This is a genomic window from Anatilimnocola floriformis (genome assembly GCF_024256385.1).
Lineage (GTDB): Bacteria > Planctomycetota > Planctomycetia > Pirellulales > Pirellulaceae > Anatilimnocola > Anatilimnocola floriformis.
In genome coordinates, this window is record NZ_JAMLFW010000002.1 from 1,709,516 (window position 1) to 1,729,992 (window position 20,477).

Annotated in this window: 18 protein-coding genes; 10 read left to right on the top strand and 8 right to left on the bottom strand. The window is 59.8% G+C overall.

The features are described from left to right. Positions 1-11 precede the first annotated feature (11 nt). Positions 12-2,510 carry a PAS domain S-box protein gene (locus tag M9Q49_RS31360; RefSeq protein ID WP_254513256.1) on the bottom strand — a complete coding sequence of 833 codons (2,499 nt, stop codon included), beginning with the start codon at positions 2,508-2,510 and terminating at the stop codon, positions 12-14. A gap of 163 nt (positions 2,511-2,673) precedes the next feature. On the opposite strand from M9Q49_RS31360, the gene M9Q49_RS31365 reads away from it, so the two are divergent. The 3 genes from M9Q49_RS31365 to M9Q49_RS31375 are packed head-to-tail and all read left to right on the top strand — an operon-like array spanning position 2,674 to position 7,909. After that, a complete protein-coding gene (locus tag M9Q49_RS31365) occupies positions 2,674-5,580 on the top strand; it encodes a hypothetical protein (RefSeq protein WP_254513257.1) in 2,907 nt (968 codons plus the stop codon). 14 nt (positions 5,581-5,594) lie between these two features. Beyond that, the gene (locus M9Q49_RS31370; protein WP_254513258.1) at positions 5,595-7,571 is read left to right on the top strand and encodes a right-handed parallel beta-helix repeat-containing protein; all 1,977 of its coding nucleotides are present in this window, start codon (positions 5,595-5,597) and stop codon (positions 7,569-7,571) included. Then, a complete protein-coding gene (locus M9Q49_RS31375; RefSeq protein ID WP_254513259.1) occupies positions 7,568-7,909 on the top strand; it encodes a translation initiation factor in 342 nt (113 codons plus the stop codon). Before M9Q49_RS31370 ends, M9Q49_RS31375 begins: the two co-directional genes overlap by 4 nt. A gap of 12 nt (positions 7,910-7,921) precedes the next feature. Here M9Q49_RS31375 and M9Q49_RS31380 read toward each other — a convergent pair whose 3' ends face one another. Then, a complete protein-coding gene (locus M9Q49_RS31380; RefSeq protein ID WP_254513261.1) occupies positions 7,922-8,929 on the bottom strand; it encodes a hypothetical protein in 1,008 nt (335 codons plus the stop codon). 408 nt (positions 8,930-9,337) lie between these two features. Here M9Q49_RS31380 and M9Q49_RS31385 point away from each other — a divergent pair, with 408 nt between their 5' ends. Beyond that, a complete protein-coding gene (locus M9Q49_RS31385; protein ID WP_254513262.1) occupies positions 9,338-9,565 on the top strand; it encodes a YgdI/YgdR family lipoprotein in 228 nt (75 codons plus the stop codon). 82 nt (positions 9,566-9,647) lie between these two features. Here the strand turns inward: M9Q49_RS31385 and M9Q49_RS31390 are convergent, their stop codons facing one another. After that, positions 9,648-10,421, bottom strand: coding sequence for a hypothetical protein (locus M9Q49_RS31390; protein WP_254513263.1), 774 nt, complete (start codon positions 10,419-10,421; stop codon positions 9,648-9,650). Positions 10,422-10,656: 235 nt separating this feature from the next. On the opposite strand from M9Q49_RS31390, the gene M9Q49_RS31395 reads away from it, so the two are divergent. Next, a complete protein-coding gene (locus M9Q49_RS31395; protein WP_254513264.1) occupies positions 10,657-11,763 on the top strand; it encodes an FIST signal transduction protein in 1,107 nt (368 codons plus the stop codon). A gap of 115 nt (positions 11,764-11,878) precedes the next feature. Here the strand turns inward: M9Q49_RS31395 and M9Q49_RS31400 are convergent, their stop codons facing one another. Both M9Q49_RS31400 and M9Q49_RS31405 read right to left on the bottom strand, forming a co-directional pair. Beyond that, positions 11,879-12,394, bottom strand: a complete 516-nt coding sequence (locus M9Q49_RS31400) for a Spy/CpxP family protein refolding chaperone (RefSeq protein WP_254513265.1) — start codon at positions 12,392-12,394, stop codon at positions 11,879-11,881. A gap of 294 nt (positions 12,395-12,688) precedes the next feature. Beyond that, positions 12,689-13,627 (bottom strand): DUF6807 domain-containing protein, encoded by a 939-nt coding sequence (locus M9Q49_RS31405; RefSeq protein ID WP_254513266.1) that lies wholly within the window; start codon positions 13,625-13,627, stop codon positions 12,689-12,691. A gap of 607 nt (positions 13,628-14,234) precedes the next feature. On the opposite strand from M9Q49_RS31405, the gene M9Q49_RS31410 reads away from it, so the two are divergent. Further along, positions 14,235-14,456 (top strand): hypothetical protein, encoded by a 222-nt coding sequence (locus M9Q49_RS31410; RefSeq protein ID WP_254513267.1) that lies wholly within the window; start codon positions 14,235-14,237, stop codon positions 14,454-14,456. Positions 14,457-14,464: 8 nt separating this feature from the next. Here M9Q49_RS31410 and M9Q49_RS31415 read toward each other — a convergent pair whose 3' ends face one another. After that, positions 14,465-15,349 (bottom strand): hypothetical protein, encoded by an 885-nt coding sequence (locus M9Q49_RS31415; protein ID WP_254513268.1) that lies wholly within the window; start codon positions 15,347-15,349, stop codon positions 14,465-14,467. A gap of 188 nt (positions 15,350-15,537) precedes the next feature. Here M9Q49_RS31415 and M9Q49_RS31420 point away from each other — a divergent pair, with 188 nt between their 5' ends. The 3 genes from M9Q49_RS31420 (at position 15,538) to M9Q49_RS31430 (ending at position 17,171) form a co-directional block, all read left to right on the top strand. Continuing rightward, positions 15,538-15,987, top strand: coding sequence for a hypothetical protein (locus M9Q49_RS31420; protein ID WP_254513269.1), 450 nt, complete (start codon positions 15,538-15,540; stop codon positions 15,985-15,987). Positions 15,988-16,107: 120 nt separating this feature from the next. Continuing rightward, positions 16,108-16,446, top strand: a complete 339-nt coding sequence (locus M9Q49_RS31425; RefSeq protein ID WP_254513270.1) for a hypothetical protein — start codon at positions 16,108-16,110, stop codon at positions 16,444-16,446. Beyond that, complete coding sequence (locus M9Q49_RS31430) at positions 16,443-17,171, top strand: alpha/beta hydrolase (protein WP_254513271.1); 729 nt, start codon at positions 16,443-16,445, stop codon at positions 17,169-17,171. The genes M9Q49_RS31425 and M9Q49_RS31430 overlap by 4 nt, the downstream gene beginning before the upstream one ends. Before the next feature lie 48 nt (positions 17,172-17,219). Here the strand turns inward: M9Q49_RS31430 and M9Q49_RS31435 are convergent, their stop codons facing one another. Together M9Q49_RS31435 and M9Q49_RS31440 are read right to left on the bottom strand one after the other, a co-directional pair. Then, a complete protein-coding gene (locus M9Q49_RS31435) occupies positions 17,220-17,567 on the bottom strand; it encodes a hypothetical protein (RefSeq protein WP_254513272.1) in 348 nt (115 codons plus the stop codon). Between the two features lie 160 nt (positions 17,568-17,727). Then, a complete protein-coding gene (locus M9Q49_RS31440; RefSeq protein WP_254513273.1) occupies positions 17,728-17,991 on the bottom strand; it encodes a hypothetical protein in 264 nt (87 codons plus the stop codon). A 166-nt stretch (positions 17,992-18,157) separates the two neighbouring features. On the opposite strand from M9Q49_RS31440, the gene M9Q49_RS31445 reads away from it, so the two are divergent. Continuing rightward, positions 18,158-20,476, top strand: coding sequence for a hypothetical protein (locus M9Q49_RS31445; RefSeq protein ID WP_254513274.1), 2,319 nt, complete (start codon positions 18,158-18,160; stop codon positions 20,474-20,476). The last annotated feature ends 1 nt before the right edge of the window (position 20,477 follow it).

Below are 20,477 nucleotides of genomic sequence, written 5' to 3' on the forward strand. Positions count from 1 at the left end.
AAAGTGTCGCCTCAGGCGCGGCCGACCAGTTGGGCCACGGCAGTCACAAGGTCGCGAGCTTCGATCGGTTTGGTCAGATGCGTTTGAAAGCCGGCCTCCAGGGCCTGCGCGCGATCCTCCGCCCGCGCAAAGGCAGTGAGCGCCGCGGCTGGAGTTTGGCAGCCCGCCGCTCGCGCACGGCGAAGCAGCTCATAGCCATCGAGCTCTGGCATGCCGATGTCGCTGACCAGCACATCGGGTGGCGAGATCCTAAGCATGTGCAGCGCCTCGCGGCCGTTCTTGGCAACCGTCACTTCGGCTTGGCATTCCTTCAGAATTCGCCGGGCCAGATCGCGGGCGTCGGGCTCATCATCGACGACCATAACCCGCACCCCGGCCAGATTAGGTGGAACCCAAGCCGTCGCTAGCGGCGAGCGCACACCAGCCGGCGTTTGCTCCGCGTCGTGGGCGGTCGGCGGCTCTCCGGGCATACGAACGGATACCGGCAGCTGAATCTTGAAAGTGCTTCCTTGATTTTCACCGGCACTCCACACACTGACGGAACCGCCGTGCAGCTCGACCAGGTTTTTCACAATGGCGAGACCCAAGCCCAGGCCGCCGTGGCGGCGCGTGGTGGTGGCGTCGGCCTGGCGGAAGCGTTCGAAGACGTGCGGCAAAAATTCGGGAGCGATGCCAGCTCCGGAGTCGCTGACGCTGATCTCGATGTGCGAGCCGGTCCGCTGGAGCGCGACTTCGACGTTGCCGTGCGGCGGCGTGAACTTGATCGAGTTGCTCAGCAGATTCCACACGACCTGCTGAATGCGGTTAGGATCGCCCAAGATGTTCGTCACCTTGGCATCGAGCGTGCATCGCACTTCAATCTGCTTGGTGGCCGCGCTGTGCTTTACCGTGCCGACGGCTGCTTTGATGACGGCAGGAAGATCGACGGTTTGCACATCAAGGCGGATCTTGCCGGAGATAATCCGACTCATATCGAGCAGATCTTCGATCAGCTGAGCCTGCGCGCGGGCATTTCGTTCGATGGTAGCGAGGCCTTCGCGGGCTTCTTCGCTACTCATGTTGGTTCGCTGCAAGAGTTGCGACCAACCAAGAATGGCACTCAGCGGCGTGCGCAGCTCATGGCTGAGCGTCGCCAGAAATTCGTCCTTCAGCCGGCTATTTCGTTCCGCTTCGGCGCGGGCGGCTCGCTCGGAGGCCAGGAGCTTAATATTCTGCTCAAGCAATTGCCGTTCGGCCTGATTGTCGCTGCAATTGCCGACCCATTCCTTCACGCTGCCGTCGTCTTGCATCACCGGTGCGCCACGCGCGATGACGTGGCGATACTCACCATCGTGGCGACGGACGCGGTATTCCACTTCATACATCTTCACGGTGGCAACGGCTTCGCTCCACGCCCGAAAGGTGTTGGCCCGGTCATCGGGATGAATTGCATTCAGCCAACCGAAGTCGCGGTACTCTTCAAACGTTTGACCTGTGTAACCACCCCACGATGGATTGTCCGCATCCATCGCGCCACTCGCGCTCGTCAGCCAGACGACCGACGAGACTGTATCGACAAACGTGCGATACCGCTGCTCACGATCGCGCAGCTGCCGCGCGATGCGGGCTCGCTCGATCGATTCCCAGCAGCGGGTGGCAACGGCCTGCACCATTTGAATTTCATCGCTCGTCCAGATCCGCGGCCGAGCTTGATGCACTGCGAACGAGCCGACGAACCGGCCCTGCTTGTGCAACGGCACGCAAATGACGGCTTGAATTTGCGTTTCGCGATACTTCGCCACGTCGACGGCTGGCTGATGACTGTCGATGTCGTAGACGACGTACGGTTTGTTCTGCAGCATCAGCTGATGCACTTCGTCGCCGAAGTCGGAGAACTTCATCACGCCGACGATGCTCTTCACGCCGCGGGTGTAGTTGCCGGTGAGATTCATCGTGTTCTGATCGGCGGCGACCTCGGCGTACGCACAACGGTCGGCCTCGACAAATTCACCCAGCAGCCGAGCCGAAACGGCGACGATTTCTTCCGGATCCGACAACGGCCGCACGGTATCGCTGACGCTCATCAAAAAACGGATGCGATCTTCGGCGCTCTTCTGCTCGGAGATGTCTTCGACAATGCCGAGGAGCCGAGTGAACTTGCCACTTTCATCAAAGAGCGGCGACAGCGTCGCGCGAGCCCACACGGCGGCGCCGTCGGGCCGAAGGTAACGCTTTTCGAAAACGGCCCGCAGCGAAGTCTTGGCTTCGATTCGACCGATGTATTCGCGCGCCAGTCCCAGATCGGCGGGATGCGTGTAATGATCGGAGGTGCGCCCCACGACCTCTTCCATCGTGCGCCCGACAATACGGCAGTACGATTCGTTGGTGCGGCTGATCTTGCCCGACGAATCGAATTCGACCATGCCCACCGCGGCTTGATCAAAGAGGGCTTGGAAGCGAGCTTCGCTGACGCGCAAGGCCTCGTGCGTATCGATGGCTGTGCCCGCGAGGGCCGTGGCCGCGAGAGACATGCGCGTTTCGTCCGACTTGCCCGAACCCATTTCCACCTCAGTCAACCAACCCGCGCTTGGACTTCATCCAAGCCCACCATTACATTGTCCGCAGAGAGAGTCTTTAGCTTAGCAAAATGCCGCTAGTTGGGGATATCAAAGCTTCGGCCACGCAGGAACTTCTATGAGATCTCTGTTGCTTGTGGTGGGATGCATGGCGGCGTGGCTATTTATCATGGCCTGCCCGGCGATCGCTGCCGATGGACGTGCGACACTCAATTCGCCGCCACAATGGATCTGGCGAAAGGAATCAGACGCCGAGAAAGTTCGCTTCGCCCGGCAACTCCAGCTGACGCGCTCGATCCAAGCCGCCGAACTCAAGTTCGCCGCCGATTTCTGCAGCGGCACGGTGATCATCAATGGCCAGCGAGTGTTGACTGTTGCCCCTTATTGCCAGTTGCAAACGCTCGATGTCACGCCTTGGCTCCGCCGCGGCGACAACGAAATCGCGATCGAAGCCAAGCGAGTGCCTGGTCCTGCTGCCGTCGCGCTCTCACTGGTCGTCGCGCATCAAGAGGGTGAACCGACGATCCTGCTGACCAATGAAGAATGGAATGTGGAAGACCGTGGCACAGTGCTGGCCGAACAATGGGGCGTCGGCCGCCGCGGCATTGAACTCTCGCCGTTTGAAAACTACGAACAATGGCAACAAGCCAAAACAGATAGCCAGAAGAAAGCTGTGCCGAAGTTTTGGACCGCGCCGGGCTTTGAAGTGACCGAGTTGCGGGTTGCACAGCCTGACGAAGGTTCATGGATTGCGCTCGCTTTCGACGCTAAGGGCCGGGCGGTTATTTCGCGCGAGGATCAAGGCTTCTTGCGGATGACGCTCGATGCAGCGCGCAAGTCCGTTGCTCGCGTCGAAGCGATCACTTCCGACTTGAAAGAGTGTCGCGGCCTGGCATTTGATGGCGACACCCTCTACGCCAAGGCGAATAACTCGCTCGGCCTGTTTCGGCTGCAGATCGACGAGCAAGGTCAGGTCCGCGAGCAAGAGCTGATCCGCGAGTTTCCCGGCAAGCTGGGGCATGGCCGAAATGATATTGCGCTGGTTCGTGAGGATGCCGGAAAGGTGCTGTATCAAATCCACGGCGACGGCGTCGAAATCCCGCGAGAATCGCTCCGTGAATTCCTGTCGCCGCTGAATGAGACACGCACCAAGAAACCGGGGCGAGAAGGAACGCTGTGGCGATATCTCTTGAAAGATCGCCAGTGGGAATTGGTCTGCCAGGGACTGCGTAATCCGTATGGCATCGCGCTGCACGAGTCGGGTGTGCCGTTCACGTTTGATGCCGACAACGAGTTTGACATGGGAACTCCCTGGTATCGTCCAACTCGCATTCTGCAACTGCAAACCGGCGGCGACTTCGGCTATCGCGAGTCGACCGGCGTGTTTCCCTCGCGCGTTCACGATCAGCCCGATCACGCGCCACCACTGCTCGACATCGGCCGCAGTTCGCCGACGTCGGTCATGTTCGGCTACGACTTGAAATTTCCCGCACCGTACAAAGAAGCTCTCTTCGCGCTCGACTGGACCTACGGCCGCGTGATCGCCGTGCATCTCGCGCCGCGCGGCAAGACCTTTCGTGCTGCGGCCGAACTTTTTCTGCAAGGCAGGCCACTCAACGTCACCGATATCGCTGCCGGTCCCGATGGTGACATGTATCTCATCACCGGCGGCCGCAAGACGCAATCGGCGCTTTACCGTGTGAGCTTCAGCGGCAAAGAAGCCGTCGCAACATCTCCCGGCAAACAAGAACGCGAAGCAGCCGAGACTACGAAGCCGCAGTTTCAGAACCGCTGGAGCAGTCTTCCCTTCGAACGCCTCATGGATCCCGATCCCGTGGCCAGGCACGCTGAGCGGATCAAACTCGAGCGTGGTGATTTGGAAACGCTGCGAAAGCTGGCCCTGCTCGCTGTTCCTCCTTTCATGGCTGCGCCGCTCGGGCTCGCCCGCGCTCGTCAAAAAGAAGACGTGTCGCAGCTGCTCCAATCGCTGCAACGCTGGCAGCTTACCGACTGCGACTTGTCGCAGCAGTTCGCATGGATTCGCATCGTGAACCTCTGCCACGAAACCGCGCCGGAGCAGTTCGATAAATTTCGCGACGTGCTGCTGACGGAACTCCGCGCGCTCATCAAATCGCTGCAGCGCGATGAACTCGGCTTTGCTGAATTGCGCATCGCGCCGGAAGGGAACAGCGATGAACTCCGCCGCCGAGTCGTGTTGTTGCTCGCGACACTCGACGCCCCAGATCTCGCCGAAATTGCCACGGCGCAATTGCTGAAAAGTGCAAAGCAGGAAGATCAACTCGCCGGCCTACTTGCGACACGCAATACCAAAACTGGCTGGAGCAATCCGACTCGCCGCGAACAGCTGAGCGTGCTGAATGCGATCCCGCAAATGATCGGCGGCGAAGGTTTGCCGCAGTTCGAAAAATGGCTCCGGCCGCAGATCATTGCCACGCTCAGCGAAACTGAGCAGAAACAACTGGGCGATTTCATTGAACCAAAACTGGCTGCCTCAACGGAACCACTGCCGCCGCCGCGGCAGCACGTTCAAAAATGGACGCTCGACGACCTACAAACAGTGTTCGCCGAGAACGCACCAACGGGCGATCCGAAAAAGGGAGAGGTAATCTTCCGCGATGCGCTCTGTATTCGTTGTCATCGCGTCAGCGCCCGCGGCGCCGCCGTCGGCCCTGATTTGACGCACGTGAGTCGCCGCTTCAATCGGCGCGACATTCTGGAATCGATCGTTCAACCGTCATTGTCGGTGGCGGAGAATTTTCGCCTGGAAACGATTCTCACCGAAGATGGCAAGGTCTACACCGGCCGCGTGATCAACGAAGGGGATTACCGCTCGCAAAAGATCACGCTGCAACTCGATGCACTGCAGCCCGACAAGCTCGTCACGCTCGATAAGAAAGAAATCAGCGAGCATCGCACGCTTCCCGTTTCGCCGATGCCGAATGGCTTGCTCGATACTTTTTCGCTTGCCGAAATTCGCGACTTGCTGGCTTACCTCGCGCCGTGATGGGAGTTCCGCCGATGAACCGCTGTTACTCGCTCTGGCTGCTGCTGATTTTCACGGCGACCTCGGCCGCTCAGCCGATCAGCATTTCAGATTCGCCGCTGCGACGAATGCCGCCGGTCAGCCGCCGGCCGTTGTCGCCCGGCAACGCGCGGTTCGTCGATGTGAAACTCGGCAGCGATGAAGGGACCGGCTTGGAGAATCATCCGTGGCGATCGCTGGCTCACGCGGTGAAACAACTCCGCCCCGGCGACACGCTTTATCTGCGGGCGGGCGTCTATCACGAGCAACTCTATTTGAGCCTGCAAGGTCGGGCCGATGCGCCGATTATCATCCGCGGCTATCCGGGCGAAGAGGCCATCATCGACGGCAGCATTGCGGAGTTTGCGAACTCGCCCGAGAAATGTTGGGAGCCGTGCCCCGGCGGCGTGGAGGGGGAATATCGCTCGAGCAAACCTTGGCCGAATTTGCGCGATGTGATTGGTTACGACGCGCCCTCGAAGGTCGGCTTGCAAACATACTGGCATCGCAAAGATCTGCAGGCGACTAGTGAGATTATTACCGGCGGTGGTAAAGAGGCTACCGATAAGGATATCGACCCGGTCTATCTCGGTCCTGGCCTGTGGTATGACCGGGAGACGGGTTACATCCACTGCCGTCTCGCGCAAACACATTTGCCAGCCGAGCTTGGCCTGACAAACTTTCAAGGGACCACCGGCGATCCGCGTGAGATGAATTTTCTGATCGCGCCCTATCGCAGTACGCCGCTGTTTTTCGATCAAGCCGAGCATGTCGTGCTGCAGGATCTGACCATTCGCGGCGGCGGTTATGTCACGGTGCTAATGGAACAAGCTCAGCACATCACGCTCGACTACGTCACGATCTTCGCCGGCACCTATGGCATCCGCGCGCTCGGCACTTCGCACCTGAGGCTGACCAACTGCGGCGTGCACGGCAGCCTGGCTCCATGGACGTTTCGCAGCGACGCCAGCAAGCGGGACTATCCCGGCCGGCCTCATCGCAACATTTCACGGCTCAATACGCACGCGCTCATCGAAGCCGACGCCGGCCGCGAATCGAGCGTGTGGGCTTATCCGCTGAATGATCATTGGAAGATCTCGCACTGTTTCTTCACCGATTCACACGACGGCGTGTACCTGGGCGCGATCAACGTCGATTTTCATCACAACGTTTTCGAAAACCTGCAGGACGACGGCATTTATCTGAGCCCCATGTATCAGCGACACAAGCTCGACGGCAAGGATCCGCAGATCCTGATTCATCACAATCATTTTCGCGCACTTCTCACCGCGCTCGCCTTTGGCGGCAACGAGCCGAACACGCACGATCAGATTTTTGTCTATCGCAACGTCTTCAACCTGCGCGAAAAAGTCATGGCGGGGCGGATGAGTGAGAACAATCCCAAGCCGACGCTGACCACCGGCAAGCTCATCGGCGATCATGGTTCACCGCCATGGTCAACGCTCACGTTCGCGCACAACACCGTCATCGCTGGCGGTAATCGCGATGCATTGATGTCGGCCGGAAGTGGCGCCACGCCGGAACGGCCGAAGCGGGTGTTTAACAATTTGTTCCTCCATACCGATCGCTTGCCGCCGTATCTCGTTCCTGCCGTTGGCGCGAACTTGATCAGCGATGGCAACTTGTTCTGGTCCCCATCGGCCGATGAAAAAACTGCGGCCGCGTTCTTCAAAAAATGGCAAGCTTCGCCGGCATTTGCCGAGAACAAAAAGCTCTACGAAGCCGTCAGCGAAAGCCATTCCCTCGTTGCCGATCCGCAGCTCGATGTTGCCAATCCTCTGTTCCATAGCTATGAACTGTCGGTAGGGAATGCCGCGATCGATGCCGGCGCTGATGTGAAGTTCGAGGGTTTTGATCCGACGGACAAGAGCGACGCAGACCGGCCTGATATCGGCGCCATTCCCGCTGGAGGAAAGATGTTCAAAGTAGGACGATTTGAGGTTCGGAAATGACACGCCTGTTTGCGGGAACGGCTTGGGATCAACCGCCGAAATGTGAGCGCTGCGGCGAACTGAAATCGGCGTGTGCCTGCCCCGCCCATTTGAAATCGCTGCTGCCGCCTGACAAGCAATCGGCGAAAGTCGGCGTCGAGAAGCGGAAGAAAGGCAAGCTGGTGACGGTCGTCCGCGGCCTGGTTCCGGGCGAGACTGATTTCGCCGCGCTCCTCACCAAGCTACAAACCGGCTGCGGCGCGGGAGGATCGGTTCAAGAGAACGAACTCGAAGTGCAAGGCGATCACGCCGACCGCGTGCGCGAGTTGCTGCGCGGCTTGGGATACAAAGTGCAGTAGGCGCAAACGCGACTACTTCTCGTCGTACCAAAGAACAAGCTTCGCCGTCGGCCCAGCAATGCCAGGGGCGTAGAGATACGCACTCATCTCGTGCGTGCCACCGACGATGTGCGAGACGTTGACTTGTTGCACCCGCTTCGCGAGATCAGCAGGCAATCCGCCAGCGAGACCCGCGTAGCCAAGCGCGGTGGGATCGCAGCAAGGATCGACATACTTGTAGCGAGCCAGCGCCGGATCGCAGCCGTTGATCGTGATCAGCCATTGATCGGCCATGCCGAGCGCCTGGCCGTGAGTGTGACCGGGGAGCGGCCAATCGTTGTGTTCGGCCGCGGCCCAGAGTGTGACGCGAATTGCCTGGCCTTTGCTGGCTTCGGTGCTGCGGCCGCAGAGCGAGCCGCCACCGAGCAAGTGCAAACTGCCGAGCGTGATACGGCTGCCGTAGCTATAACCGATCATGCCGATCGGCACATCGGAGTTCAGTTTGTAGAGGAACCGCGAGACGAGAAACGCTTCTTCATCGGCGCGGGCCGCTTTCGAGCGGACGTCTTTCAGCGGACCTTTGATTTGATCGCTGGGCCAGCTGTAAATGACAAAGCGAACCGCCCGCGTGTGATCGAACTTGCCGACCAGTTGAAAGTAGACAGCCAAGCCATCGGCGCTCGCCTGGCTGGCGTCGATGCGATTGCCATGGATGTACATCGTAGTAACGACGTCGGCGGAATCGGTCGCGTAGAACTCCGCGAGCGGCCGCGGCTGCCACGTTCCCTTTTCATATACCGAGGCTTGCAGCGAATCGGCGGTGGTCGTGGTCGGACAGCCGATGTGTCGGGAACTGATCACCCAGACCTGGTCTTGCTCGCGAACACGAAACGCGGCGCAAGCCGGTTTCACTTCCGGACAAGGGAGCACGCAGGTTCGCTGTTCAGCAGCGATTGGTTGCGGTTGAAGAGCCACGCCGATGCCAGCACATGCGGCGAGCAAGTGCAACCAGAAGTAACGGCGTGCGAAGGAGCTGAACATGATGCGACTGAATCGACTGATGCAAAAAAGCGACCGTTGCCAAATTGCCTCACGAGGCGTTGTGGAAGTGTAGCACTAGAAATGAATTAGGAAAGTTTGTCCGATGATGTTGGACCTGGCCGGTTTTGCCGAGTGTGCCGGAGTGGCGCACCTTATCGATCGTGCGGTCGCGAGTCGGCGTTGCCCAGTCGTTGTCACCGGAATTGGCGCATCGCCTTGTCAGGCACTTCTGAAGAGTGGTGCAAAAAATCAACAGTTGTAGTTGCACATCATTGACCGTGGGCTAGAGTTGCCTGGCTGCAACAAGCGCGGATCGCCGGCTTGAGGATGGGCCACAGGAAGATTTTTTGCCGCCTGCAATTCGCCACTCAGCAACAATCTGGCAAGTGCAGGGCAAAGGAGACGATCATGAAGAAGATCTGGATTTTGTCATTGCTCGCCCTCGCTGCCGTCAGCCTGAGTGGCTGCAGCAGCTGCGGCAACCGTGGACTCTTTGGTGGCTTGTTCAACTGGAACCGCGGTAGCGACTGCGGCCCGCCACCCTGTGCCTCGAACGTCGGCCCACCGGTCTACTCGGCTGGTTCGCCGGTGATGATGGCCGAGCCGGGTCCGGGTTTCATCCCCGCTGGCCAGTAACCTAATGGTCACTGATTGCCCCCGGTTTTCGCTGGGGGCAATTTTGTTTCTTGACTGTTTGTTTCTTGATGGATCGCGCGCGTCACTTATTGAAATGACGTCGCGACCACGGCAGACCCGAGAACTTCGCATACTCGCTGTCTAGCGACTTCGGCCGATAGGGCTTGCCATTCGCCGCGACGAACGCCCGAATCGATTTTAGTGTCCGCACATTCTCATCCCGCAGCCGATTGAAGATGTCGCGCGGATACTGCTCCGCTTCGGGATGCCAGGCCGACGCGGTGGCAGCATCGAGCTTCTCCATCACTTTGATCTGCTGATCGAGCGCTTCGAGTTGGATCGTGACCAGCCCTCGTTTCTTGTTCGCTTGCCACCATTCGGCGAGCGTCTTGTCGCGAGTCACCGGCAGATAGTCAATGTATTGAGAGCGCGAAATCACATTCATTTCTCCCTCGAAGCAGAGGATGATGCGGTAGGCGATCAAATCGCAGGCAACAGAGACGGAGTAGTTGTGATCCGAAACCCCGTGCATGGTGTACGAGTAGCGATTGTCCTGCGGGTTCGCCAGTAAGAGATCGAGCGCCAATTCACCTTCGGCCAGCAGCTGCTGCGTCGCCAAATAAACATCGACTTGCCGATTGCGATCGTAGTTCGCGGGGAACTTAGCCACCGACTCGAATTCCGGGTCGTCCATGACGGGCGCCGGGTTGGGAGACGCCAACCGTTCGATCAAGAGCTTGATTCGCTTCGTCGCATCTTGAACTTCGTTCTTCGCTTTGTCCTGCGCCCAGCCGCGGTGGCTTAGTAGCAAACAGGAGAGAAAAACAACCAGGCCGCCGAGATGGAGAATGCGCATCAGATCGTCCGGAGAAGAGAAGCCCCTGCGAGCATCGTAATTTCCGCGGCTGGGCGTTGTCAAAAGCTCGTTCGTATCGCGAATCGTCCGCGCACGATATGATAGGGGCTCTCGAAGATTTTTCTGTTTCTGCCGCTTGTCGTTTATGGCTGCTCCGCGCAACTCTCCACTCCGGTTTGCTTCTGCCCTTTCGACCGAGCCCGATTCGCGCGCCGCGGCAACGCAGGTGTGCGCCATGGTGCGCGAACGTCTGCAGGCCACGCCCGATCTGGCTGTGATGTTCGTTTCGGCCAAGCATCTGGCCGCGGCCGATGCTCTGGCGCCGCTCGTGTGCGATGCGCTCGGCACCGAAAACCTGATCGGCTGCACGGCAGAGGGAATCATCGGCGTCGGCCGCGAAGTGGAATTTGAACCAGCAATTTCGCTGTGGGCCGCGTCGTGGCCTGGCGTTTTTGCCACGCGGTTGCAGCTCAACTACGAACGCACTCGCGAAGGCGGCGCCATCCAAGGCTGGCCCGATGAACTCGCTGGCGACTGGCCCGCCGATTCGTTCATGATTCTCTTCGGCGAGCCGTTGTCGTTTCATACCGACTTGCTCCTCGAGCGCTTCAACGAAGATCGCCCCGGCGTGCCGATTCTCGGCGGCATGGCGAGCGGCGGATACAACCCCGGCGAGAACCGCCTCTTCTGTGGCCGCGAAGCTCTCGCCGAGGGCGCCGTCGGCGCGTTCATTCACGGCGCGGTCAAACTGCGCAGCGTCGTCTCGCAAGGCTGCCGGCCGATCGGCAAAACATTTGTGGTGACGAAGGCCGAACGGAATGTCATTCACGAGCTCGGCGGCCGGCCGGCGCTCATTCAACTCAAAGAGCTATTCGATACGCTCCCTTCGCGCGAGCAAGTGCAGGTGCAGCGCAACCTGCACGTCGGCCGCGTGATCAGCGAATATCAAGAGACCTTCGGCCAGGGCGATTTTCTGGTTCGCAATGTCATCGGCATCGATCCCGCCAACGGCGCCATTGCGCTGGGTGACTATATTCGCGCGGGACAAACCGTGCAGTTCCATGTGCGCGATCAAGAAGCGGCCGATGCCGAGTTGAAGCAGATGCTAACGGCAGTGAAGAAGTCAGGCCAGCCGCAGCCGCTCGCGGGTTTGTTGTTTGCCTGCAACGGCCGCGGCACGCGGATGTTCAGCCAAAGCGATCACGACGCCGCGCTCATCAACCGCTTCCTCGGCGAGATTCCCATCGCGGGCTTTTTCGCGGCCGGCGAACTCGGGCCGGTGGGGAATCAGAATTTCATGCACGGGCATACCGCGAGCATTGCGTTGCTCGAACCGAAGTAATTGTTCCGCCAAGAAAACCAAACTGCCGGGTCCTTCATGAGAAAGGCCCGGCAGTGCGGAGAGGTTTGAGTTGTTGTCGACTGCCATTGGCTCACGTCGACGAGCAGCGTAAGAACTAGTCGTTCTTCTTGCGATCGCCACCCTTGCCACCTGGGCGACCGCGTTGTTCGCGGGCGGCCTTGAGGGCGGTCTTTTGTTCGTCGGTCAACAAGGCTTCGACTTCCTTGGTGATTTCGGCGCGGAGGGCGGTGGCTTCTTCGCGGCCCTTCTTTTGGTCGTCGGTCAGGTTCAGCGACTTGGCGACTTCTTCTTGGAATTCGGCAAACGACTTGCCCGAGTCACGGAACTTGCCCATGGCTTCGCGTTGCTTGGCCGATTGTTCTTCGGTGAGCTTCGACTTGTCGGCGGCAGCCTTCACCTTGTCGGCGTACTTCTTTTCGATGTCGGCGAGCTTGGCCTTTTGGTCATCGGTCAGCTTGACCGATTCCGGCAGTTGCGTGGGCGAACGCATGCCGAAACCGCCCGGGCCACCGCCACCAGGACGCTTCTTTTGTTCCTGAGCGTTCAGGCTGCCAACAACGACGAGCGCGGCCAGGCCGGCCAGGCACAACATACGGAACGAATTCGACATCGAGATTTCTCCCCAAAATTGAATACTGCGAGCGCGGGAGGCGAAATCGCGAGCAATCGTCGGCGCACTGCCACCCACCGGAACTGAGTTACTAATTAACCCGCACTATTCCGTTAGGTTCCGGTCGATTCGCCGAAACCGCCGCGAAAAGGCGCGACTCCGTCAGCCCGTGACATTTGCGGCCGGGATCCCGTAGGTCGAACCCCTGCTTCGACGGAGGGATACCATGCCAATCAAGTGGACGCGGTGCCGCTCGTCCGAAGCATGGCTTCGGGCTACGCGCCCCAATCATCGTCAGCCGCCGATGTATTTCTCATACGCCTCGGCCACTTTGCCCGCCTTCTCGTCACCTTTGTGCAGATACACGCGGTACTTCAGCGACAGCGTCTCGCCCTTCTTGAATTTGTGCGAGCCGTCCTTACCGGCGCCTCCCGGGAAGTCATGCAGGCCAAAGGGATTAGGAGCAAACAGGCCGTACGTCCGCACATGCCAGGTCGTGGGATGGCGAAAGCTGCTGGGGTGGTCAAAGATCGCGATGCCCAGCGTTTCGGTCCCCACCGGGCCGTGGTAATCGACCCACTTGGCCGGTTTGCCCCAGGCGTCGGCGTCGGTCAGCCCTTCGCTGGTCACAATCTTGCCACCCTTCTTGGCTTCCACCTTCATCGTCTCGGCCACTCGCACGCCAAAGGCCCCTTCTTTGGTGTCACCAAATGTCACTTCGTCGGCGATCGCGGTCACCTTGGTCGCAAAGTCGATCCAACGGGTATCCTCGCTCGCGCCGAACTTCAAAGTTGGTTCGTCCTGGCAAATCACCTTGCCATCGGGACCAACCCATTCGTTGCGTGTCGAAATCGTTGCCACGCTGCCACCTTCGGCGGCAATCAACTCCTTATGAACGATCTGCCCCTGCACTTTTGCCGTCTCGGCCCAAAAATCGACGCCATTCACATTGCCGTGCGTGAACCAGAACGAGCGATGATGCGGATGGTCTTTCTTCTCCCCCTCAACACCGTCCTTCATCGGCCAAGACCGCGTCATCTCGTTGCCGGTCGGCCCGAGGATCGGCCACACAATGGGCTTGGTCCGCGACTTGAAGACATAGGTGGCAAACGGCTTGTCATCGATCTTCACGGCCACGCCCGTATCCGACTTCTCCACCGTCAGCTGCGGCTCGGCGGCGAACAACACACCAGCAGTAGCAGCGAACAGAAATGCAGCCAGCAAAGTCTTCATGGCGAGCCTATGTTTGCGGAGGGGAGGTTTCTCAAGTGCGGACGTATCGTACTGCAGCCGCCTGACGATTTCCAGCAAAAGCCCACGCCAAAAACAACACCCGCCGCAACCACTGCCACCCCAGTCGAGCGGCTTTTTACAACAGTGTGTTGAGTTTTCTGATCCCCGCAAATCCATGTGCCTTATCGCCTTACAGAAAACAGGCTCTTAAATCTCACAACAATTACAACACGTTCACAACAGCTCACTACGTGACAGAACGAACGCCTTCTGCCGCCTGCGCGCACTGGTAGCACTCACCAATTAGACGCGCGCGATAGGACAACTTCGGTCCGCGCATTTCGGCACTTCACATTGGCGCGTACACTCGGGAGGGCGAGGCTCCTGCCGAGCCGCGCCGGTCGAAAGCAGTCGCCAACGGCCTTCGCAATTCCACCTCGGCGGCTCGGCAGGAGCCTCGCCCTACCGGAGATTGGCGTCGACAGGGCGATATTTTAAACGATTGCTTTTGGTACCCATTCGTATCACATTGCATCTCAATATCTATTCGCTGCGGGCCGCTGATCAGTTTTGGCCCCTCGCTCCGAATCTTTCGGAGGCGCAGTGCATGACGAAGCCGTTTCAACAAGATCAGTACACCATTGAGTTTGGGTTTGTCTCCTATCCCGTGCGACTGATGCTGGGTCGACCGGGCTACTGGGGCGAATGGTATTGCCCGCTCTGCGATCAATTTGCCAATGCCGATCCCAAGACGACCGATTCCGAAGCGCGGGCCGAAGTGATCGGCCATATCGCGAACCACCACAAATCGGCCCACGGGAAAAAGTAACGCCGGATCTACAAGCTGCCCTTCTCCGGCGACTTCGATTTTTCACCCACGATGGCCGACCACAGCAAAACGACCGCGGCGTAGAGGACGACAATCACGACTCCCCAGCGGAGCTTGTCGATCGGCAACTCCCATAAAATGAACGCCGCCAGCAACACGGCGGGAATGCCACCGATGGCGAGACCGAGCACCACTCGCAGGTCGATGCGCTCGGAGGCGATGAAGCGAAAGCCGGTCGAGGGCATGAGAAAGGCGCAAGAGCTCGCCATGATCGGAAAGGCGAGCCGCAGATCGAGACCGAGCAGACTCAGCACAATGAGCGACGGCGCATACAGGCCGATCCCAAACGGCATGAGTACGCCCATCACGAAGTGCGCCGCAATCGCAATGTAAAGCGAGGATCCTTCAAGCGCTGTCGCGTCACCGCCGGCAGGCGCGAGGTTCAGATTCTTCATCGCATATAGAATCGCCGCGATCACTAGCGCCACACCGACCGTTGCTTGCACCACGCGCACGGGCGCACGCACCACAATCGGCGTTCCTACCAGTGCGCCGAGCACGGCAGCGCCAATGCAGGAGGCGAGCAACACTGGATCCACATGCACACCCAGAATCACCAAAAAGATCGCCGACTGCGCGATGCTCGGCAGCGCGTGCCCCACGTTGAGCGTCGCCGGAATAAAGCTATCCGGAACTAACTTGCGAAACTTCAGCCAGGCCGTGGTCGGCGCGAACGAGCCGATCCCCAGCGTGTCGAAGAAATTAGTCACCGCGCCGAGGACCAGGGCTTCGAAGTGAAGGGACAGCTGTTGGCGCGCGATCGCTTGGCGTACCAGCACCACGGTGAATACCAGCCCCAAAGCGGTTAGCAGCGTGAGCAAGACGGTCAACACAACCGTTTCGTCCTGTCAAAAGAAAGTGTGTCGCGCAGGGAATTTCAGGCCTCGCTATCTTCGCAGGTTCGCCGGCCCCCTGTCGTGGGAGATGAAGTTTTCGCAAAGTGAAAATTGCAATAGTCAGCCGCGGCCCAAAACGGCTAAGTTGTAGGGCATCGCGCTCGCCACTCGCTCGGATCTGGGCCATGTCCGACCTCAATTTTCAAGCTGCCTTTCACGGTGGACCGTTCGACAAGACGCAACTGCTCGTCACGCAGAACATCGAATACATCATTTTTCTTGGCCAATTGGTGGGCAGCGAACCGCAGGCCCTAGCGATCTACGAATTCTGTGGCGACCGTGTCGCGACCAATTGCCTCGAGCGGGTCTATCAGTATGTCGAAACGATGGATCTGGCCACTGGCAAGGCCTTCATGCAAAAGCATGGCGAACTGAGCAAGCAGCTGCCGGCTCTGCGCTGGCAATTGACCGACGGCCGGCACGAACTGGTCGACAGCGCCACGAACACGATTGTGGCGATCGTGGTCACCGATCTCATCAGCGGCGAATGGGCTTGGCAGCGTCTGGTCGAGCCCCACGGCGAAGGCTCCGCAGCTTCTTTGGGCGAAGCGATGCACTCGGCCGAGATAGAGTAGTCGCTCTGCGCCTCCTTGTCGCCTGCTCATCTGGCGCGCTATAAGACAGGGATGAATCAGCAGACGCGTTCTTTCGCCGGAGTGAAAGACGACTGTCCCACCTGGCGAAAGTAGCGCGGCATGAAGGGTCCTTTCGAGCGACTGAAATACGATCTGCGGCGGATTTGGGAATGTCCCAAATGCGGGGCCAAGGTCCGCACCGACGGCGCCGCGACCACGCAGTTTTGCCGCTGCGGCAAGAACAACACCAATCCCGCCGTGCCGATGAAGCTCGTCGGCGATGGCCCGCGCCGACTTGTTCCCCTCGCCCCACGCCCTGCGGTTACGGCTGAACCGGCGTCGACGGAAGTGATTGCTGTCGCCGCTGCCACGGTCGAAATCACGACTACGACGATCGAGGTCACCACCGAATCGGCTCTACCGACTGCCCCGAAAACCGATACGGAGCCGTCAGCATGATTGCCGAACCCGTGATGTATGGTGGGCTCGATTGCGTGGTGGTGCGCAGCGAAACACAAACGCCGCGATTGGCGATGGTGCTGTGCCACGGTTTCGGCGCGTCGGGCGAAGACTTGCTCGGTCTCGCCGAACCGCTGCTGGAACTGGTGGGCGAGCAAGCCGAAGAGATCGCCGTCATTTTTCCCGCCGCCGTCCTTGCGCTCGACGATCGGGGTTTGCCGGGTGGGCGCGCCTGGTGGTGGATCGATCTCGATCGCTTGCTGAATCAACCTACGCCCGAAGTTCAGCGCGCCTTTCGCACCGTTCGCCCAGCTGGCATGGCCGAAGCGACGCAAATGCTCTGCAAACTGGTCGGCGAAGTTCGCCAGCGGTGGAACTTGTCAGCCGATCAAATCGTCCTCGGCGGTTTTTCGCAAGGCTCGATGATCGCCACCGATGCCGCCATGACGTTGCCCGAGCCGCCGGCTGGCCTGGTGATCTATAGCGGCGCGCTGATCTGCGAAGCCGAATGGAAGGAGCGAGCCGCGCGACTCGTGAATACTAAGATCGTTCAATCGCACGGCCGGCGCGATCCGATTTTGGATCTATCGCAAGGCCAGGCGTTGCGCGACGTGCTGCTCGCGGCTGGCTGCCAGCCGAAGTATCTCGAGTTCAACGGCTTTCACGAAATCCATCCCGTCGCGATTCACGCGACGGTCGATCTGTTGAAGAGTTTGCTAGTGTAGTCGTCACGCTCCGCGTGGCGAATCACCACGCGGCGCGTGTAGCTACACTTACTTCAGCTTCAGTGAATAATTCCGCGTCGCCAGCGGCCGGGTGCCAGAATCCGAATCGCCGATGTAGAGCACATCTTTATCGGCAGCAACCGGTGGCGGCGCAGCGGCTTGAAACTGCGCTCGCTGAATCTGCTTGCGGATGTCGCGCACATCATAAAATAGCCCGCCCGACATCACCGCCAGCCAAACCAGCGATTGCGTCGGCATGTGCCACGAGAGCATCAGCAGAAACGGCACCGTGATCACGCCGATCCACGTCGCCGCGTAACCCCAGCCTTGCCACGTGATGGGTTTCAGCCCCCAGCCCACCGTCTTCGGCCGGAACCAATTCGGATCTCCAAACATGCCTCTGCTCCTATCGCTGCGGACGGCTCTCTGAGGGCACGTCCGATTTCATAGCCAACTCTGTCCCTCAAAGCCTTTATTCGCGTGCGGCGGGTGGATCTTGGCGGGAGTGGCGGAAATTTTTGGCATCCATCAGAACTGCAGAGACAGCTGCTATTAGTTAGGGCATCGGCTTAGGTTGGGAGAGGAATTCCGAAATGTCATCCCACGCCTGCGGCCGCACTTTCCGGTCGATCTTTTCTAGCGGCCAGAAAATTCGGCTGCAGACCGCGCTGGCCACGCGATAGTTGCCGCGATTAGCCGACCTAGTGAGCGTCACGAAAGCACTTGGCACGACCAGCGTCAAATAGCTCCCCACATACACGATCGGCAGGAGCAGCAGAGCGATAGCGACGATCAGGGGTGAGTAGGATTCGCGTTTCATAGCTCAAATGTGCCCGGGTAACGCAAATTAGTGTGCATAAATTACCCCATTTGATGGGCATGTACATCGTTTTTGGAGATTTCTGTACGAAAACCGGCGTCCGACCGCACTATTACCCTTAGACAAACGATCACAGCCCGAATCGACCGCCTGAGGCTCGACCACCATGCGACTCACATTAGCTACCCTGCTGGCCTATCTCGACAACGTGTTGGAACCCGCCGATGCCCAGGTCTTGCACGAGAAGATCGAGAAGAGCGACTTCGCCTCGGGCTTGGTGATGCGGATCCGCAGCATCAGCCGCAAGTTGCGGATGGGCGCGCCGAAGGTCGAGGGGAAGGGTCTCGGTCGCGACGCCAACTCGGTCGCCGAGTATCTCGATGGTTCGCTCGCCCCCGAACGGCTCGGTGAGTTTGAACGGCTGTGCTTGGAATCGGACGTGCAACTGGCCGAGGTTGCCTCCTGCCATCAAGTGCTGGCCATGGTGCTGAACAAGCCCGCCGAAGTGCCGGCCGCGATCCGCGAAAAAATCTACGCCCTCGCCAGCGCAGCCGAAGCAGCCCGCCTCGCCGCGCCGAACCGCATCGACGGCGCCCATGCCTCGAATGGCACCGACGTGCTGGCGACAACGGCGGGGACCGGCGCTCCGCCGCTGCCCCCCAAGCCATCGACTGCGTCGACCTCGGCTTCGATGCTTGCTGTTCCCAGCGACAACGGCAAGGCAGCAGCGCCCGAGCCCGTCGCGCCGCCCATGCCCAAGGAGCTCGAGGTTCCCGATTATCTGCGGGCCAGTCGAGGTTCTTCGACCTGGATTCGTTGGGCAGCCATTGCCGCGATCTTTCTGTTGGCGATTGCCGTGCTGCGAGCGATGGGGCCATTCGATAAGACGCATCCTATCGCGAAGATGATGGGTATGGGGCCCGAAGTCGCCGTCGCGCCGGTGAATCCCACTCCAGTTCCGAATCCAAATCCAAATCCAAATCCAGTCGTTCCCGCGACGATTCCCGGACCGCCGAAGCCGGTCCCCATGCCGAATCCAATGGACGTGCGGCCGGTTCCTGGCGAGACGCTCACGCCTGGGTTGCCGCCGGTGCCACCGGTCACACCCATGCCGCCCGAATTGCCGTCGAATCCAATTCCGCCCGAGCCGATGCCGCGGCCTGAAGTACCGCCGCTGCCGGTTCCCGTGCCAGGATCGATCCCCGGCGATGACCCGGTTGCACTCAAGCCCGTCGACCCGGTGAAGCCCACCGACAAGCCGCCGTTGCCCGTGCCGCCGCCGCCGGTCATTCCCGCCAATCCTTCGGAAATGGTCGACGTCGGCCGCTTCACTTCCGATGAGCAAGTCCTCGCTCGGCTGGCCGTCGATCCCAAGAACAACATGACCCTCTGGTATCGCCTGGCCCCGCGCTCGCTCCTCAATGCGGGCGAACGACTGGTGGTGTTGCCGACTTATCGTCCGCAGCTCACGCTCGCTTCGGGCGTGCAGGCGACCTTTGCCGGCGAGTCGGCGTTTCGCGTCGAGAAGCCTGCCAAGGCTGGTAACGCTCGCATGACCGTCGAGTATGGCCGCTTTGTGCTGACCTCGGTCGGCGCGATGGGTGGCCATGTCGAACTCGATTTGAACGGCATCACCGGCGTGGTTTCGCTCGCCGATGCCGATGCTGCGATCGCCGTCGAAGTGCGTCGCTTTCTGCCGCCAGGTGTTGCTGCCGAAAAGCCCGATGCCCCGCTGATTCGCGTCGTCGATCTGTTTGCCACCGGCGGCCGCGTGATGTGGAAGCCCAGCGAAGGACCTGCCATCGAAATTCCCGCGATGCACGTGACCACTTACATTGCCGAAGAATTTCCGCGCAACGCCGGCCCGTTCGAGCCGCCGGCCTGGACCGACGCCAAGAGCATGTCGGATATCGAACGTCGCGCCTCGCTCTCGATGGAAGCCGATCTGCGACTTGATTCGCCGCTCGATATTTCGCTCAATGAACAAGCCGCGGGGCGTCTGGTGGAAGTGCGTTCGCTGGCCGCCCGCTCGCTCGCCGCCCTCGATGAATACGCAGCCATCCTCGCCGAGCTGAACGACACCCGGCAGTATTCGTACTGGGCCGGTGACATCGATTCGCTCCGCCAGGCCATTTCGCGCAGCCCCGCCTCGGCCGGCAAAGTTTTGGCCACGCTCCAAAATCAACGGCCTCAAAATGCTCGGTTGATTTACGACATGCTGCTCGGCGCCAGCGACGAACAACTGGTCGGCGGTGTGGCGAGCATCATGGTGAAGAGCCTCGAGAGTAACGAAGTGGACGTGCGCGTGGTCGCGCTCGATACGCTCCGCCGCACCACGGGCCTCATGCTGATGTATCGGCCGGAAAAGCCCCTCGCTTCGAACACCACCTCGATTCAGAAGTGGAAAGAGAAGCTCAAGGACAACCTGATCATCAACCGCGTCGCCCCCACGCCGCAGAATGAATTCAAGGCATCGCCGAAGTAGC